General features: G+C 73.9%; 11 protein-coding genes. 1 reads left to right on the top strand and 10 read right to left on the bottom strand.

Features of this window, described 5'->3' with window-relative positions; genetic code table 11:
- Positions 1 to 469 precede the first annotated feature (469 nt).
- The 6 genes from AB0M08_RS37800 to AB0M08_RS37825 are packed head-to-tail and all read right to left on the bottom strand — an operon-like array spanning position 470 to position 8,375.
- Positions 470 to 1,126, bottom strand: a complete 657-nt coding sequence (locus tag AB0M08_RS37800; RefSeq protein WP_364504516.1) for a TetR/AcrR family transcriptional regulator — start codon at positions 1,124 to 1,126, stop codon at positions 470 to 472.
- Between the two features lie 13 nt (positions 1,127 to 1,139).
- Complete coding sequence (locus tag AB0M08_RS37805) at positions 1,140 to 3,167, bottom strand: CocE/NonD family hydrolase (protein WP_364504518.1); 2,028 nt, start codon at positions 3,165 to 3,167, stop codon at positions 1,140 to 1,142.
- The gene (locus AB0M08_RS37810; protein ID WP_364504520.1) at positions 3,164 to 4,960 is read right to left on the bottom strand and encodes an ABC transporter ATP-binding protein; all 1,797 of its coding nucleotides are present in this window, start codon (positions 4,958 to 4,960) and stop codon (positions 3,164 to 3,166) included. The genes AB0M08_RS37805 and AB0M08_RS37810 overlap by 4 nt, the downstream gene beginning before the upstream one ends.
- A complete protein-coding gene (locus AB0M08_RS37815) occupies positions 4,957 to 5,826 on the bottom strand; it encodes an ABC transporter permease (protein WP_364504522.1) in 870 nt (289 codons plus the stop codon). The genes AB0M08_RS37810 and AB0M08_RS37815 overlap by 4 nt, the downstream gene beginning before the upstream one ends.
- Positions 5,823 to 6,782, bottom strand: a complete 960-nt coding sequence (locus tag AB0M08_RS37820) for an ABC transporter permease (RefSeq protein WP_364504524.1) — start codon at positions 6,780 to 6,782, stop codon at positions 5,823 to 5,825. Before AB0M08_RS37820 ends, AB0M08_RS37815 begins: the two co-directional genes overlap by 4 nt.
- Before the next feature lie 3 nt (positions 6,783 to 6,785).
- The gene (locus AB0M08_RS37825) at positions 6,786 to 8,375 is read right to left on the bottom strand and encodes an ABC transporter substrate-binding protein (RefSeq protein ID WP_364504526.1); all 1,590 of its coding nucleotides are present in this window, start codon (positions 8,373 to 8,375) and stop codon (positions 6,786 to 6,788) included.
- A gap of 125 nt (positions 8,376 to 8,500) precedes the next feature.
- Here AB0M08_RS37825 and AB0M08_RS37830 point away from each other — a divergent pair, with 125 nt between their 5' ends.
- Positions 8,501 to 9,898 (top strand): DMT family transporter, encoded by a 1,398-nt coding sequence (locus AB0M08_RS37830; RefSeq protein ID WP_364504528.1) that lies wholly within the window; start codon positions 8,501 to 8,503, stop codon positions 9,896 to 9,898.
- A 214-nt stretch (positions 9,899 to 10,112) separates the two neighbouring features.
- Here the strand turns inward: AB0M08_RS37830 and AB0M08_RS37835 are convergent, their stop codons facing one another.
- From AB0M08_RS37835 to AB0M08_RS37850, 4 genes are all read right to left on the bottom strand, one after another.
- Positions 10,113 to 10,871 (bottom strand): ABC transporter ATP-binding protein, encoded by a 759-nt coding sequence (locus AB0M08_RS37835; protein ID WP_364504530.1) that lies wholly within the window; start codon positions 10,869 to 10,871, stop codon positions 10,113 to 10,115.
- An 81-nt stretch (positions 10,872 to 10,952) separates the two neighbouring features.
- A complete protein-coding gene (locus AB0M08_RS37840) occupies positions 10,953 to 12,380 on the bottom strand; it encodes a GGDEF domain-containing protein (protein ID WP_364504532.1) in 1,428 nt (475 codons plus the stop codon).
- Positions 12,381 to 12,428: 48 nt separating this feature from the next.
- Positions 12,429 to 14,417, bottom strand: a complete 1,989-nt coding sequence (locus tag AB0M08_RS37845; protein ID WP_364504534.1) for a hypothetical protein — start codon at positions 14,415 to 14,417, stop codon at positions 12,429 to 12,431.
- Positions 14,417 to 17,167: a CHAT domain-containing protein gene (locus AB0M08_RS37850; RefSeq protein WP_364504536.1), complete on the bottom strand. Its 2,751-nt coding sequence runs from the start codon at positions 17,165 to 17,167 to the stop codon at positions 14,417 to 14,419. Before AB0M08_RS37850 ends, AB0M08_RS37845 begins: the two co-directional genes overlap by 1 nt.
- Positions 17,168 to 17,229: the final 62 nt, after the last annotated feature.

Below are 17,229 nucleotides of genomic sequence, written 5' to 3' on the forward strand. Positions count from 1 at the left end.
TCAGGCCACGGCTTCGGCTGCATCGACATAACCACACAACCTACCCACCCAGTCCCACGAACGGACACCAGCACCGAATAAGCCAGCAGGGTCACGGGTCTCTCGGGCGCCCGAGACACCCCGGACCGCCAGCCCACCGCTCCGAGACACCCCGGAGCGCCAGCCCACCGCTCCGAGACACCCCGGAGCGCCAGCCCACCGCTCCGAGACACCCCGGAGCGCCAGCCGACCGGACGAGGCGCCCCGGACCGCCAGCTCACCGCCCGGGGGTGCCGCACGGCCGGTCCATGAACGAACCCCGGCAGGCGAAGCCGACGATCCGCAGGCGGCGAGTGTTCGGGCGGGCACCCTGTCACAGGATCCGGCGTCCCGCCCAGGTAGTCCAGAATTGACCAGCAGGGTCACCCGTGACGACCAGCCGCGCGGTGGGGTGTCGTGGTCGCGGGCCCCGACCGTACGGGAGAAGGGGTCATGGGGTGATGGAGAGACGGGAGGCGACCGCCTGGAGGAGGTGGGTGCGGGCCTCGGAGACGGTGATCCGGGACTTGCGGGAGTAGCACTGGGCGGCCAGGCCGTCGACCAGGGCGGCCGTCTCGATGGCGAAGGCGGACGGGTCGGCGCAGGTGAAGGTGCCCTGTTCGGTGCCGCGTTCGGCGATCTCACGCAGGGCCTGGCGCCAGCCGTCGTAGTGGGTGTTCATCCACTCGCCGTAGGAGTCCTCGCGGGCGGCGGCGGCCCAGAAGTCGAGCCAGATCAGCCAGTGGCGGCGGGTGTCCGGGTCGTCGGAGAACATCGCGCCGAGGAAGGTGAAGAGCTCGGCGGCGGCGTCGCCGGAGTCGCGGACGCTCTCCTGGAGGGGGACGTAGAAGTCCGCGGTCTCCGCCTTGATCACCTCCCAGAGCACCTCGTCGAGGCTGCGGAAGTGGTAGACGATCGTGCCGGGGGAGACCGAGCAGGCGGCCGAGATGTCCCGGACCTTGACGTTGAAGAGGCCCTTGTCGGCGATCAGGTCGCGGGCGGACTCGATCACCAGCCGGCGGCGGACCTCGGTGGGGTGCCGCTGGCGTTCGGCCTCCGCCTTGGCCTTCGCTCGCGGCCGCCCGGCCTCCCGTGCTCCGGTCACCACAGATGAGATCCTTTCAGACCGAGGAACGATCGATGTCCTTGACGAAGGTCCGTTCGAACCAGACCTTATCGCCGAGGGTGGCGCGGACCGTGTTGGTGAGCGTGAAATGCGTGGCGGTGGCGGTGATCAGCGAGGTGGTGTCGATGACGACCCGCCAGTCGCCGCGTTCCAGGCCGATGGTCCACTGTGACTCGGCGGTCGCGGAGAGCGGGTCGTCCTCCGCGATGGTGTACCGCTCCAGCGCGGTCTCCCGGTAGTTCAGCCCGTCCGGGAAGACCCGGTTGCCGCCGTAGTTCGGGTCGACGGTGAGCACCCAGCGCTCCGTCTCCGGCTCGTAGCGGACCTCGCGCTCGGGCCGGACGACCGGCGGCGGCCCGGCGACGATCGGCAGCGCCGCGGCCTGCTCCGGCTCGCCGAACCCCGGGTGCGCGCGAAGCAGAGAAGAGGCGGCGAGGTCGCCGACGATCAGTTCGCTCGCCGCCGGGTCGACGGTGACCGCGACGTGCTCGCCGTGCGGCCAGAGCCATGGCCAGTAGGTGGTGGAGAGCGCGATCCGCAGCCGGTGCCCGGCCGGGACGGTCCAGCCGATCGCGGTCAGCTCGACCTCGGCGTCCACCCACTCTCCCGGGGTGAGTTCGTCGGCCCGGTCCATGCCGTTGCGGCGGGCCAGGTTGAGCGCGCCCCGGGTGATCAGCGTGGACGAGCCGTCCGGCGCCACGTCGCAGAGCCGGACCATCACGTTCGCCCGCGGTGCCGAGGCGGCGACCCGCAGCCGCAGCCGGGGCATGCCGAGGATGTTCAGGCCGGTCCCCAGCGGCCCGGTGTCGAAGACGACCGACCGGCCGTCCTCGCCGCGCTGGTCCGGCGGCAGGTCGGAGCGGTTGCCGAACGGGAACCACCGGCCCGCGTCCACCCCGGTGTGCTGCGGGGTGTCGACGACCACGTGCCCGTCGGCACCGGCGGCCAGGGTCCGGAAGTCCCGGGCCAGGCCGAGGGTGCGCTCCGGGACCTCGGCGGCGGGCCAGCCGGGCAGCGCCACCCAGGTGCCGGGCCGTTCCGGGTAGTGCGTCGCCGGGCGGGCCGACTCCTGCTGGTAGACGTGCAGCGGCGGCTCGTCCATCACGCCGTTCTGCTCGCCCTTGAGCCAGTGGTCCCACCAGCGCAGGGTCTCCTGGAGGAAGCCGATGGTCGGCCCGGGCGTCCGGGCGATGTCCGGATACTGGTGCGACCAGGGGCCGATCAGTCCACGGCAGGGCGCGTCCAGGTTCTCCATCAACCTCAGGACCGCGTTCCGGTACGGGTCCGCCCAGCCCCCGACGGCGAGCACCGCCGCGTCGATCCGGCGGTAGTCCTCGCAGACCGACCCGTGCCGCCAGTAGTCGTCGCGCTCCTGGTGCGACATCCAGATCTCCGCGAACGGCCGCAGCGCCTCCATCCGCTCCTTCCACATCGGCTCCCAGTCCTCGCCGACCCGCCACGGCGCCGGGGGACGGCTCTGGAAGGCGAGCATGGTGCCGGACCAGGCGGCCATGTCGATGCCGAGCAGCGCGCCGCCGTAGTAGTGCACGTCGTCGGCGTACCGGTCGTCGGTGGAGCAGACCGTCACGATGGCCTTGAGCGCCGGGGGCCGTTCGGCGGCGACCTGCAGCGCGTTGAAGCCGCCCCAGGAGATGCCGAACATGCCGACCTTCCCGGTCGACCAGGGCTGCGCGGCGAGCCAGGCGATCACGTCGAGCGCGTCCTGCTGCTCCTGCGCGTGGTACTCGTCGAGCATCACGCCCTCGGAGTCGCCGCTGCCGCGCATGTCGACCCGGACCGAGGCGTAGCCGTGCCCGGCGTACCAGGGGTGGCGTTGCGCGTCCCGGGGCGCGGTCCAGTCACCCCGGCGATAGGGCAGATATTCCAGCAGCACCGGTACGGGATCCTCCGCCGCGTCCTCGGGCAGCCAGATGGTGGCGGCCAGCTGGGTGCCGTCGCGCATCGGGATCCACACGTGCTCCCAGACCGTCGTCGCCCGGGGGAACGTCGTGGTGATTCTCATTGCTCGGCTCCTACGACGTGGCAGTGGATGGTGTGGGTGGGGGAGAGCGGGACGACCGGCGGCGTCTCCACCCGGCAGACGTCCCGGACGAGCGGGCAGCGGCTCGCGAACGCGCACCCGTGCTCCGGCGGCGCGTCCGGGATCTCGTCCTGCCGGGCCGGCGCGGCCGCGTCGTGGTCGTCGCCGAGCTCGATCACCGCGTCCAGCAGGATCCTCGTGTACGGGTGGCCGACCTCGCCGAAGATGTCGTCGACGCGGCCCTGCTCGACGACCCGCCCGAGGTAGAGCACCACGATCCGGTCGGCGACCGCCCGGACCACGGCGAGGTCGTGCGTGATGAAGAGGACGCCGAGGCCCTTCTCCCGGGAGAGCCGGTCCATCAGGCGCAGGATCGACGACTGCACCGAGACGTCCAGGGCCGAGACGATCTCGTCGGCGAGCACCAGGGTGGGCTCGGCGGCCATCGCGCGGGCGATGCCGACCCGCTGCCGCTGCCCGCCGGAGAGCTGCCCGGGGAGGCGCTCGGCGAACCCGCCGTCCAGGTCGACCTCGGCCAGGGTCTTCTCGACCGACCGGCCGCGCACGTCGAAGAGCCGCAGCGGCCGGTCGACCGCGTTCCGGACGGTCCGGCGCGGGTTGAGCGAGGTGTCCGCGTTCTGGAAGATGAACTGGACCGCCTGGCGGACCGGCTTGGTCCGGCGGGCCACGGTCGGTTCCAGGGTGGTCGCGCCGCTCAGGGTGAGCGTGCCGGCCTCGCGCCGCTGCAGCCCGGCGATCACGTTGGCGATCGTCGACTTGCCGGAGCCGGACTCGCCGACCAGCGCGACGATCTCCCCGGCGTGCACGTCCAGCTCCACCCCGTGCACGGTCGGCCCGGTGCCCGGCACGTGCTTGTGCCGGTAGTCGACGGTGAGGTCGCGGACCTCCAGGACCTTCGCGGTGCCGGTGGGTGCCTCGCGGACGGTGAGGGCGTCGGTGCCGTCGATGCTCGGCGGGATGCCGGGCACGGCGATCCGCGGCACGCTGGCGATCAGCCCCCGGGTGTAGGCGTGCGCGGGTTCGCTCAGCACCGTCCGGGTCGGCCCTGACTCGACGATCCGGCCGTCGCGCAGCACCGCGATGTGCGTGCACATCCGGTCGATCACGCCGAGGTCGTGGCTGACCAGCACCATCGACATGCCGAGCTCCCGTTGCAGCCGAGAGAGCGTGTCCAGGATGGCGGCCTGGGTGACCACGTCGAGCCCGGTGGTCGGCTCGTCGAGGACCAGTACCGAGGGGCGGGCGGCGAGCGCCATGGCGATGCCGATGCGCTGCTGCTGGCCGCCGGAGAACTGGTGCGGGTAGCGGTCCAACGCGGCGGCCGGGTTCGGTAGCCGTACCGTCTTCAACAATTCCTCGGCCCGGGCCCGCCGCTCCTGGCGGGACGCCAGGCCCTCCTTGGCGAAGGCCTCGGCCAGCTGGTCCACGATCTTCATGGTCGGGGTCAGCGCGGCGCCCGCGTTCTGCGGTACGAGCGCGACCCGGGTGGCCCGGAACTCCCGCAGCTTCCTCCCCTGCAGCTGGAAGACGTCCTGGCCCTCGACCGTGACGGTGCCGGAGGAGATGAACGACGAGGTCCGCAGCGAGGCGAGCAGGGTGCCGGCGAGGGTGGACTTCCCGGAGCCGGACTCGCCGACCAGGCCGAGCACGTCGCCGCGTTCCAGCCGCAGGGTCACCTCGCTGAGCACGTCGACCCGGCGGTCCCCGGAGGTGTAGGAGACGCCCAGATCCTTGATCTCGACGACGGCCGTCATCCGACGATCTCCTTCATCCGGTCCACCCCGAGGCTCTTGGCGAGGCCGTCGGAGGCGAGGTTGAGGCCGACGATCAGCGTCGCGAGCGACACCATCGGGGCGACCGTGGCGAGCGGGACCAGCGCCATCAGGCTGCGGTTCTCGGCGACCATCAGGCCCCAGTCGGGGGTCGGCGGGTTCGCGCCGAACCCGAGGAACGACAGGGAGCTGATCAGCAGCAGCACCCAGGAGGCGCGCATCGCGAACTCGACCAGGACCACGTCGAGGATGTTCGGCAGCACCTCGCGGGCCAGGATGTACCAGACCCCCTCGCCGCGGGCCCGGGCGGCGGTGACGTAGTCCCGGGGGAGCACGTCCATCGCCGCGGCCCGGACGATCCGGATCACCCCGCCGGTGTAGACCACCACGATCGCCATGATCAGTACCCAGGTGCCGGAGCCGAAGACGGTCACCACCACCAGCAGCGACAGGATCGCCGGGACGGCCAGCACCGAGTCGAGCACCCGGGTGATCAGATCGTCCAGCCACCCGCCGTAGAACGCGGCCAGCCCGGCGATGACCGTGCCGAGCAGGACCACGATGGCGGTCGCGGTGAGGCTGGTGGTGAGCGCGTACCGGCCGCCGTACAGCGTCCGGGACAGGATGTCGCGGCCCAGCGTGTCGGTGCCGAGCGGGTACGCCCCGCCGGGCAGCTGCAGCACCGCGTTCGGGTCGTTGACGACCGGGTCGTGCTGGGCCAGCACCGGGGCCAGCAGGGCGAGCAGTACGTGCAGCAGCACCAGGCCGAACCCGATGGTGGCCGAACGGGACCGCAGGATGGAGCGGACCACCCGGGGCAGTCCCCGGCGGCGTGCGGTGGCGGTCAACGTGCCCTCCTCGGGTAGCGCAGACGCGGGTTGAGCAGGACTGCCGCGAGGTCGGCGAGCAGGTTGCAGAGCACGTAGGTGACCGCGCTGAGTACCGCGATCAGCAGGATGACCGGCAGGTCCCGGTTCTGCACCGAGCGGATCATCAGGGTGCCCAGGCCCGGGTAGTTGAAGATGCTCTCCACCACCACGACGCCACCGATCAGCCACGCCACGTTCATGGCGATGACGTTCAGGGTGGGCAGGATGGCGCTCGGCACCACGTGGCGCAGGACCAGCCGGACCGGCGCCACCCCCTTGAGCCGGGCGGTCCGCACGTAGTCGGTCTCCATCACGTCGATGACCGAGGTGCGCATCATCCGGATGATGTACGCCGCCGACACCAGCACCAGGGCCAGCGCCGGCAGCGCCATCGAGGGGAGCAGTTCGGCGATGGTGGCGTTCGACCCGGCGGTGACCACGGCCGGGAAGATCGGGATCTTGATGGCGAAGAGCAGCACCAGGAGCGTGGCCACGATGAACTCGGGCACGCTCATGCCGATCAGCGCCAGGGTGGAGATCACCGAGTCCGGCCAGCGGTCCCGGAAGATGCCCGCCACCAGCCCGAGCAGGCAGGCGAGGACGAAGCCGACCAGGATGGTGACCGCGGCCAGGAACGAGGTGTTGAGCAGCGCGTGCCCGACCTCGGACCCGACCGGCTCGCCGCTCGCCAGGGAGGTGCCGAAGTCCCCGGTCAGCGCGTGGCCGAGCCAGCTGAGGAAGCGCTGCACCGGCGGCTGGTCCAGGCCGAGCTGCGTGCGCAGCGTGGCCACCGCCTCCGGTGTCGCGTTCTGGCCCAGGATCTGGGTGGCCGCGTCGCCGGGCAGGGACTGGATCGCCGCGAACACGAGCACCGCGGAGAGCAGGATCGTGACGAGCGCGCCGCCCAGCCGGACGAGCACCATACGGGTCGGCATCTGCTACGCCACCAGCCCGATGCCGAGGTAGTCGAACTCGAAGCCGTACTCCTGGTAGCCGGCCACGTTCTTGCCGATCCCGACGAGGCGGTCGGCGAAGAACGGGGTGAGCACGGCGCCGTCGTCGATCAGGATCTTCTGCGCGTCCTGGTAGAGCGTCTTGCGCTTGGCGTCGTCGACGGTGGCCCGCGCGGCGTCCAGGGTCTGGTCCAGGGTGGCGTTGGCGTACGCGTTCTCGTTGTACGACGACCCGGAGCGGAACAGCTGGTTGAGCAGCTGGTCGATGGGCCGCCCGGTGTACCAGTAGCTGGTCATCAGCGGCTTCTTCATCCACACGTCGGTGTAGTAGGAGTCCGCCGAGGAGTTCTTCACGGTCAGCGTGATCCCGGCCGCGGCGACGCTGCCCTTGAGCGCGAGGGCGAGCGGGCTGAGCACCGAGTCGTAGCTGGAGGTGTAGATGTCCACCGACAGCGAGCTGATCCCGGCCTGAGAGAGCAGCGACTTCGCCTTGTCCAGGTCGTAGTCGAGCCCGTAGTCCAGGTAGTACGCGTCGGTCGGCGGAACCGGGTTGTTGCGCGCGATCGTGCCGGCGCCGTGCACCGCGAGCTGCATGACGTCGGTGGGGTTGTACGCGTGCGCGAGCGCCTTGCGGACCAGCGGGTTCTTGAACTCGGCCGAGGTGTCCAGCATCGGCACGGTGTACCACTGGGCGTTCTTGACCGAGGCGACCGTCGCGACCGAGGAGGCGAGCACGGTCTGCGAGGTGGCGTAGTCGAGGTTCGTCTGCGAGATGAAGTCGACCTGCCCGGCGAGCAGCGCGTTCACCCGGGCCTGGGTGTCCGAGATCGAGGAGAACTCGATGGTGTCGAGCTTGGCCTTGCCGCCGAAGTAGGAGTCGTTGCGGGTCAGCTTGCCGGGGCCGGCGGCCTGGAAGGAGGCGAGCGTGAAGGGGCCGGTGCCGATGCCGGTCTTGCCGATGGTGGCGGCCGAGCCGTCCGGGATGATGTAGCAGTTGTAGCTGGTCAGCAGGCTGGCGAACTCGGCGTTCGGCTTGGCCAGGGTGAAGACGACGGTGGTCGCGTCCTTCGCGGTGACCGAGTCGCCGTCGACGAAGGTGGAGAGGACCGCGGCCTGCGGTGACTTGGTCGCCGGGTCCAGGATGTGCTGGATCGAGTAGACGACGTCCTGCGCGGTGAACGACTTCCCGTCGTGCCAGGTGACCCCGGTGCGCAGCGTGAACGTCCAGGTCTTGGCGTCGGTGGAGGTCTCCCAGGAGGCGGCCAGGTCGGGCTGGACGCTGCCCGCCTCGTCGAGCTTGACCAGGCGGTTGTAGAGCGCGCCGAGGTACTCGTACGCGGAGAGCGAGCTGGCCGGGTCGAGGGTCTCCGCGGTGGAGGCCGGCGGGCGGGCGATCCGCAGCGTGCCGCCCTGCTTGGCGGTCCCGGTGGCGGCGCCCGAGCCGGACGGCAGGGCGGATCCGCCGCTGCCGCAGGCCGCGAGGAACGCGGTGGAGAGGACCGCCAGGCCGGACCCGGCGAGCAGGGATCGGCGCGACAGCGCGGCGCCGGCGAGGGAGTTCGAGCGATCTACCACGGGGACCCTTCCAGAGGCCTATTCAAACAGTCGTGCAAGCTATTTGATGTACCGTACGAATAAGGCCTGTGGTTGGCAATGGCGGCCTGTAAAGATCATGTAACCGACCGGGGTGGGGAACGTCCGTGCAGTTGACCTGGCTACGCCGTCCCGGCACCCTGATGGTGATCACGTCGGCGCCCACCTACGTGGCCACCGGGGAACTCCTCCGGGTGATCAGCCCGCTCGACCTGACCCCGGTGCGCTTCCTCGGGGCGGCGCTGGTGATCGGCCTCTTCCTGCTGATCCGGCGGCGCCCGCTGACCGCCCGGCGGGGTGACCTGGTCCGGGTCTTCGTGGTCTCCGCGATCGGCTACGCCGTGTACGGCACCCTGCTCAACCTCGGGCAGACGACGGTGCCGGCCGGGACGACCAGCCTGCTGCTGAACACGTCACCGGTCTTCGCGCTGATCCTCGGCCACCTGTTGCTCGGCGAGCGGATCACGCGGCGCGGCGTCGCCGGGACGGTCGTCGCCACGGCCGGGGTCGCGATGGTCGCGGTCTTCGGCGGGGGCCGTCTCGGCCTCGACTGGAACGCACTGATCATCCTGGTGGCGGCGTTGATCCTCGCGCTCTACCTTATCCGGCAGCAACCGCTGCTCAGCCGCATTCCGGCCACCGAGATGGTCTTCTGGGGCTGCCTCTGGGGCGGCCTGCTGACCCTCCCGCTCGCCCCGTTCGACCTGCGCCTCGGCGCGTGGACCGGCCGGACCTGGATCGCGCTCGCGGTCCTCGTCGTGGTCAGCACCGTGCTCGCCTACTCGTTCTGGGCCCTCTCCCTCGCGGAGACGAGCGTGGCCGAGGGCGGATCGCTGCTCTTCGCGGTCCCGCTCTTCTCCATCACGCTCGGCTGGCTGCTGCTCGACCAGGTCCCGTCCCCCGCCGCGATCCTCGGCGGCTGCATCGCCGTCGCCGGAGTGATGCTGGTCAGCCGCTCCGCCGCCGCCTCCGCCCCGCCGGTGCCCCGGCCGCGGTCGCCCGCCGCGGCCGTTTCGCCGCCATCCTCGCCCGCCCCGGTCGAGGAGGACGTCGTCGATCTCGCGATCCCGGCGATCGAGTCCGCGGCGATCGAGGCGGCCGTCGGGCGGGCGGTCGACCGGGTCGGCGCGCGGCTGGCGACGGTCTCGCTCTGGCGTCCCGGCAGCCGGGACCTGGTCCGGGTCTACACCTCGATGCCCGAGGTCTACCGCCCCGGCGGCGTCTCGGCCGGCCTCGGCGACGACTGGATCGAGCAGTGCGTGGTGCGCCAGGAGTCCTACCTCGCCGACGACCCGGGCGACCTGGCCTCCGACGCGTTCGAGCACCACGGCACCCTGGCCGCCCTGCGTCTCGGCGCGGCCATCAACGCGGTCGTGGTCCACGACGGCCGCTTCCTCGGCTGCCTCAACCTGCTGCACAGCCCCGGCAGTTACACCCCCGACGACCTCCACCACGCCGACGCCGCCGCCGCCGACCTGGCCGAGGTCCTCTCCCGCCTCACCTGACCGGCACCGCCCCCACCGGCCGGCGTCTCTCCCCCTCAGAATGTCGATATATAGGCATGGGTTGCCAAGACCGCGAGGGGAGTGGCCGTCAGGCGGGGATCGGGGGGAGGTAGCGCTGGGCGCTGTGGTCGCCGCGGCGCTCGGCCTCGTACACGGCCGGGCCGGGCCCGGTGCATCAGCTCGGTGGCGCCGGCCGGGCCCGGTTCCGGGACACCTAGTGGCCGCCGGTCAGCAGCAGGTGGTGCAGCTCGGCGGCCGGCTTGCCGGCGCTCTCCTGGTACGCCCCGGAGTCCGCCGCCCGGGGCCGCGGGATGCCGATGGCGAGCACCCGCCGGACGCTGCCCGGCCGGGAGGAGAGGACCACGACCCGGTCGGCGAGCAGGACCGCCTCCTCGATCGAGTGGGTGACCAGCACCATCGTGGTGCCCTCGGTCATGTGGATGCGCTGCAGCTCCCCGGCGAGCTCGGTGCGGGTGATCGCGTCGAGCGCGGAGAACGGCTCGTCCAGCAGTAGTGCCCGCGGTCGCAGGATCAGCGACCGGCACAGCGCCGCCCGCTGCTGCATGCCGCCGGAGAGCTCGGCGGGCGCCACCCGTTCGGCGCCGTCCAGGCCGGTCAGCGCGAGCAGCTCGGCGGCGCGTTCCCGGTACGCCGCCCGCCGCCGCCCGGCGAACTCGACCGGCAGCAGCACGTTGTCCAGCACCGAGCGCCACGGCAGCAGGGCCGGCCGCTGGAACATCAGCGGCACGTCGCGGCTCGGGCGGGTCACCGCGGCGCCGTCCACCAGGACCCGCCCGGCGGTCGGCCGCAGCAGTCCGGCGATCGTCCGGAGCAGCGTGGACTTGCCGCAGCCGGACCGGCCGAGCACCGCGACGAACTCACCGGTCCCGATCGAGAGGCTGACGTCGCGCAGTGCCGCGACCGCCCCCGTACGGGAAGCGAAGGTGTGTGAGATCGCCTCTATCTCTATCAATCGCGCTCCCGCCCGGACCCTCGCAATTGATCGACATATGACGATCCAAGCCTAGGCGGCGGCGAGCCCGATCCTCAATGGCTAGGAGGCGAGGTCGAACAGGACGTGCCCGCCGCCCGCGCGTTTCGCCTGGTACATCGCGATGTCCGCGTCCCGCAGCAGCCCGCCCGGATCGGCGTCGTCGCGGATCGCGATACCGATGCTCACGTCGATGCTCGCGCCGATCGTGCCGTCCGGTCCGGTCAGCCGGTAGCCGTCGCAGAGACGCTCCCGGACCCGGCGGGCGAGGGCCGCGACGCTCTCCGGCCCGGCCGGCGCACCGTCGGCCACCATCACGAACTCGTCGCCGCCGAGCCGGCCCACCAGCACGCCGTCGCCGGCCGCCTCGCCCAGCCGCAGCGCCACCTGATGCAGCAGGTCGTCGCCGGCCTGATGCCCGTACACGTCGTTGACCTGCTTGAACCGGTCCAGGTCGAGCAGCAGCAGCGCTACCGGCTCCCGGTCCGGCCGCTGCCGCAGGGTCTCCAGCCGCTCCAGCACCGCACGCCGGTTGGCCAGCCCGGTCAGCGCGTCCCGCCGCGCCTCCAGGTGCCGCAGCCGTCCCGCCGCCTCCATGTCCCGGAACGTGGTGACCACCCGCAGCACCACCGCGACCAGCGTCAGCCCGGCCAGCGACACGGTGATCAGCGACATCCGCTCGCGGCTCGCCACCAGCAGCACCACCAGCGCCCCGACGGCGAAGAGGATCGCCACCCGCAGCGAGTTGCGGTCCACGTCGTCCCGGACCGGACGCTGCGGCTGCCCGGCCGCCAGCCCGATGGCGACGATGCCCAGCAGGTAGAGCACGTCGATCAGCCCGGTGCCCGAGGGTCCGGCGTCGATCACCGTGTACGCGGTGTCCGCCGCAGCCGTCAGGGTGAAACCACCCATGATCAGCGTGCTGGTGGCGCCGCTCCAGCCGCCGAGCGCCAGCTGGGCCGAGAGGGTGCCCACCAGGAGCGCGTCGGCCACCGGATAGGCCAGCCCGACGATCTCGCCGACGGCGCCCGCGCCGATCAGCCCGTCGATGACGAACGCGGAGAAGACCGCCGCGGCGCCCAGACCCGAGGTGGCGCCGTCGAGCAGCGCCTGGCCGGTGGGCGCCCGGTCGTAGAGCAGGCAGAGCAGCCCGGCGAAGGCCAGCGGGTAGTACGCCAGCCAGCCGATGTCGGCCCAGGAGAGGCCCGGCAGCACCATCGGCGCGCCCGGGCCGTGCGCCCAGGCGTACGCCTGGGCGGACACGTACGTGCAGACGCTGAGCGTGAACGCCGACCAGGCGAGCCGCTGCGCCCGGACCCGCGCGACGCGCAGCGCCATCAGCAGCACCACGACCCCGTGCACGGCGCAGGTGGCGGCGTCCGGCAGCCAGTCCGGCCAGCCGCCGGGCAACCCGGCCAGGCGTACCGCGAACACGCCGAGGGCCAGCGCCACCACGGCGGCGCGCAGCACCGGGACGAGGCGGGCGGTCACCCCGCTCTCTTCGGCAGCACGGCACCGCGCATGAGCAGACCCTCCGGGCTACAGGCCGTGGCAGACCAGGGCCCGGGCGTACGCCGGATCCCGCAGGTCGAGATCGGCGGTGACACTCGCGTACTCGGCGGCCAGCAGGCCCGGCACCGCGCGCTCCGGATCGGCCAGCCACGCGCGGGCCGCCGCCACCGCCCCGGCCGGTCCCACCCCGTCGTCGACCAGCGCCGCGTGCAGCATCCAGTAGACGAGCGAGGCCACCCGCTCCGGCAGCGGCGCGGTGAAGCCGATCACCGCGGCGTACCCGCGGGCCAGCAGCGCCGCACCCAGCCCGGTCAGGGCGCCCGGGTCCGGCGGCAGGATCGCGACGCCGCCGGGGCCCGCGGGCGCCGCCGTCCCGGCGATCTCGGCGGCGGTCAGCAGGGCCGGCCCGGCCAGTTCCAGGTCGCCCGAGGGCGTCACCCCGCAGCCCAGGTGGAGCAGCGAGGCGTCCAGGCGGGCGGCGACCTCGGCGGGCGTACCGGCGCCGTCGCACTGCTCGACCGTGGTGCCGAGGCCGGTGGAGCGGGGGTGGAAGGCGCGGCGCAACCGCAGCGCGTCGACGGTGGCGCCGTCCCGGTCCCGGCGCGGGTTGGCGACGAAGACCGGGTCCCCGGCGACCGGACGGCGGCCCCGGCGGACCAGCGCGACGAGCTGCCCGGCGCTCCGGACGTGGGAGACCACGGCGTCGCCCGCGACCGGCACCAGGGCGGCGATCCGCCCGGTCCACGCCCGGTCCGGGTCCGCCGGTTCCAGTCGCCCGGTGCCGGCGTGCAGCACCGCCGGGCCGAAGACCAGGGCGGCGATGCCGCTCTTCCGCAGTGCGGCCGTCACCTCGGTGAACGCCTCGTCGAGCCGCCCCGGCCCGGGCAGCGCGGCGTCGACCCGGACGGCCGCCGCGACCTGGCCGGGCGCCATCCCGGGCAGGTCCGGCGCGATCCGGGCGAGACAGCCGGCCGCGATCCGCAGGTCGTCGGGGCCGCCCGGCCAGCCGCTGCCGCCGTCCGCCCGGTGCCGGGCGATCAGGGCGGCGGCCAGGGCGAGGTGGTCGGCGGGCTCCGCGCCGGGTGCCTCCGCCGCCGCGGCGGCGAGCGCGACCCGCTCGTCGACCCCGGCGGGGTCCGGGCTCTCCAACAGGGCGACCGGATCGCCGGGCAGCAGCGCGCGCAGCTCCGCGGCGGGTGCGGCCGCGATCGGCGCCGGGCGCGGCCGCGGCGGTGGGCCGCCGCCGGGCACCGGGCCGTCGACCACCGCGACCCGGGCCGGGGCGGGTACCACGATCGGCTCGTCGTGCTCGTCGAACGGCCGGGTGACCGCGGGCCCGAGCAGCGCGGACAGGTCCGGGACCGGCGGCGGGACCATGCCGGTCCCGCCGCCGGCGGTCTGCCGCTGGAAGTCCTGCATCGCGCTCATCGCGCGGGCCAGCCCGCCGAAGTCCATGCCGCCCGGCCCGCCGGCCATCCCCCGGAGCGCCTCGGCGACGGTGAGCAGCGTCCGCGCCGCCGAGGTCAGCTGCGGGCTGACCGGCGGGCCCTCGGCGACCTCCCGGAACAGGGCGATCGCCCGGTCCGCGTCGCGCGCCCCGTCCGGGCGGCCACGGCCCGCCATCAGGTCCGTCATCGCGCCGGGCGAGCTCATCCTCGCGGTCATCCCGGCGAGCAGCAGCTGTCCCAGCACGAGCTTCGAGCCGCCCGCGATCACCGCCTGTGGCTGCGGGGACGCGAGGGACTCCTCGAGCAGGCGCATCGCCGTGACACGGTCTCCCCGGTCCCCGCCGTGCGCGAGGTGCCGTACGCCGTACAGCCACCCGAGCTGCCCGGCGAGCCCGCCGCGCAGCATCTGACCCGCGTCGAGGCGCCGGTAGGCGCTCTCCAGCACGTCGATCGCCCGGTCCAGGTGCGGGCGGGCCGCCGGGGTGCCCGGCCCGGCGCGCAGGAAGCGGTCGGTCAGCCCGGCGCCCTCCTCGATCAGGTCCCGGACGTCCCGGCTCTCCGGTGTCATCACTGTCCTCCATGAAGGAAGGCCGCCCAGGCCGCCACCGCGCCGAGGTCGGCGCCGCCCAGCCGGTCGCGCAGCGCGTCCGGCATCTCCGCGGGGATCTCCCGGTCCGGGTCGAGCATCCACAGCTGCGCCTCGCGCAGCGCCGCCCACGGGGGCCGCCCCTCGACCCGCAGCTTGCGGTGCACCATGAACATCAGTGCCGAGGTGGTGCTGTCCGGCACGTTCCACTGACTCGACACCACGGTCCGCGCGCCGCCGGCCAGGAACGCGGTGGCCAGGCTGTACGCCTCGTCGTACCCGTTCAGCGACAGGCCGGTCCGGCAGGCGGCGAGCACCACCAGGCCGACCGCCCGCTCCGGCACCGCGCCGAGCAGGGTGACCAGCTCGTCCGCGGTCAGCCGGCCCCGGTCCCGGCCGGCGCGTTGCGGGCCGCCGGCCGCCCGGTCCCCGTCGTCGCGTTGCGGGCCGCCGGTCGCCCGGTCGCCGCCGGCGAGCTGCAGGTACGCGGTCGCGCGGTCCCCGCCGGTCTGCACGAAGCCGTGACACGCCAGGTGGACCATCGCTCCGGCGGCCGGCCCGGGCGTGGTGAGCCAGGCGCGGACCTCGCCGGCGGTGCCCCGGCCGGACCGGCTGGGCGACCCGTCCGGGCGGCGCCCCAGGTAGCGGGCGCCGGGATAGAAGGCCTGGCGGATCGCGTACGCCTCCACCCGGGCCGCGGGCAGCGGCCGGGCCCGCTCCGCAGGCGGGCTCTCCGGGTCACCGACGACCAGCCCGGCGGGGGAGAGCGGGACGGCGGGCAGCGCCGCGGAGCGGACCAGCATCCGGGCCGAGGCGGCCTGGGAGATCGCGATCAGCTCGACGGCGTAGCGGCCGTCCGGGCGGCGGGCCGCCTGCCACGGGATGCGGGCGAGGTCACCCATCGGGATCAGCACGATCCGGGGCGGGCGGTCCGGCCGTACCGGAAGCCGGGGAAGGTAGGTCTCGATCAGCGGGCACATCGCGGCGTCCCAGGACCAGCGGCCGATGTCGGCCAGCCGGGACGCGAGGCCGTCACCGCCGTCCGGCCCGTCCTCGTCGGCGCTCAGGTCCCGCTGGGCCAGCGCGGAGAGGTAGTCGTCGAGGCGGGGCACGGCGCCGGGGCCGAGCGAGGCCAGCGCCAGGAAGCTGGGCGGCCCGGCGGCCGGGGCGAGGACGGCGTGCCCGGGCCGGACCCCCTCGCCGGGCACCAGGTACACCAGAGCGTCCGCGTCCAGATCGGTGAGCGCCCGCTGGATCTCGGCGTACGACGGCGGGTCCAGCAGGTCCGCGGCGCCGCCGTCCCGGGTGAGGACGGTCATCACGTCGCGGCGCAGCCCGGCCGGGATCGCCTCGGGGTCGCCGGTGGCCGCGGCGGTCCGCCAGCGGTCCGCGAGCGCGTCCTCACCCGCCCCGGCCAGGCGGTCGGCGAGGGAGCCGGTCGCGGTGGCGGCGAAGAGCGCGAGACCGCGGCCCGCGTCCAGGGCGGCGATGGCGGTCGCCGGGTCGCCGACGGCCAGGTACTGGCGGGCCACCTCGACGGCCTGGTCCCCGGCGGCGCGCACCACGACGGCGGCGGAGGCGAGGTCGGGCTGGATCAGCACCTGCCAGACGGTGCCGCGCAGTCCGTCGAGGGCGACCCGGTCGGTGCCGTCCCGGTCGCCCCGCAGCCGACGGATCTGCCCGGCGATCGCGCTGACCATCTGCCACTGCGGGTGGTGCGGCCCGCCGGCCGCGGCGGTGGCCCGCTCGATCACGTCGGCGGCCTCGCGCAGGTCGGCGCCCGTACCGGAGACCTCGTGCCGGCGCAGCAGCCCGGTGGCGAGCACGCCCAGGTGGTACACCCGCTCCGGGGCGTCCGGCCCGGCGACCTCGACGGCGAGCCGCAGGTGCTCGATGCCGAGCGCGAGGCGGCCGGGATCGGACTCGCGGCCGGCCCAGTGCGCGGCCATGCCCACCTGGCTGTGCCGCAGGGCCCGGTCGGTGGCGCCGGCGCCGGGCCGTTCGGCGTGCGCGACGAAGTCGGCCAGCTGGTCGTCGGTGAACCGGGTCGCGCCGTCCCCGGTGAGCCCGGCGAACGCGATGATCCCGGCGGACGACTCCTCGACGGCGGCCCGGACCGCGTTCTCCGGCTCCAGGCCCGCGATGACGTCCCGGATGGCGCCGGGGTCGAACCGCTGTTCGGCGACCATCGCGGTCATCCGGCGCAGGACCTCGGCCTCCGGCAGCCGGTCCAGCCCCGGGGGCAGCCCGGCGAGCAGGCCGGCGAGCTCCGCGGGCATCCGGGACAGCGCGCCCGGGTCACCCTGCCGGACCGCGACGGCGAACCGCAGGGCCGTCCGGGCGGTGGCGAACAGGGTCTGCAGACCGGGGTCGCCGGGGTGTGCGGCGGCCAGCTCCTCCAGCCGGTCCAGGCTCCCGGCCGGGTCGGCGGCGGAGCCCTGCACCAGGACCATGGCCGCGGCGGCGGTCCGCACCCGCGGCCATCCCGGGGCGGCCGGCGGATCGGCGTCGGCGGCCGCGAGCAGAGCGGGTATCGCCCGGGCGACACCCGGCGGCGGCATCCGCCCGGTCCGGAAGATCGCCTCGATCAGACCGGCGGCGACGGCGGCCCGGCCGGGCGCCCGCTCCGGCAGCCGTTCGAAGGCGCGCACCGCCTCGCCCAGGTCACCGTCCCCGGCCGGCGCGCGCATGACGACCGCACCGTCCGCGGCCCCCTCGTCCTCGTCGCTCACCCGGTCCTCCCCGTCCGTACACCCGGTTCCTGACGGACCGGGCCGGGCCGCCCCCTGACCAC

The organism is Actinoplanes sp. NPDC051851, assembly GCF_040681165.1.
GTDB lineage: Bacteria > Actinomycetota > Actinomycetes > Mycobacteriales > Micromonosporaceae > Actinoplanes.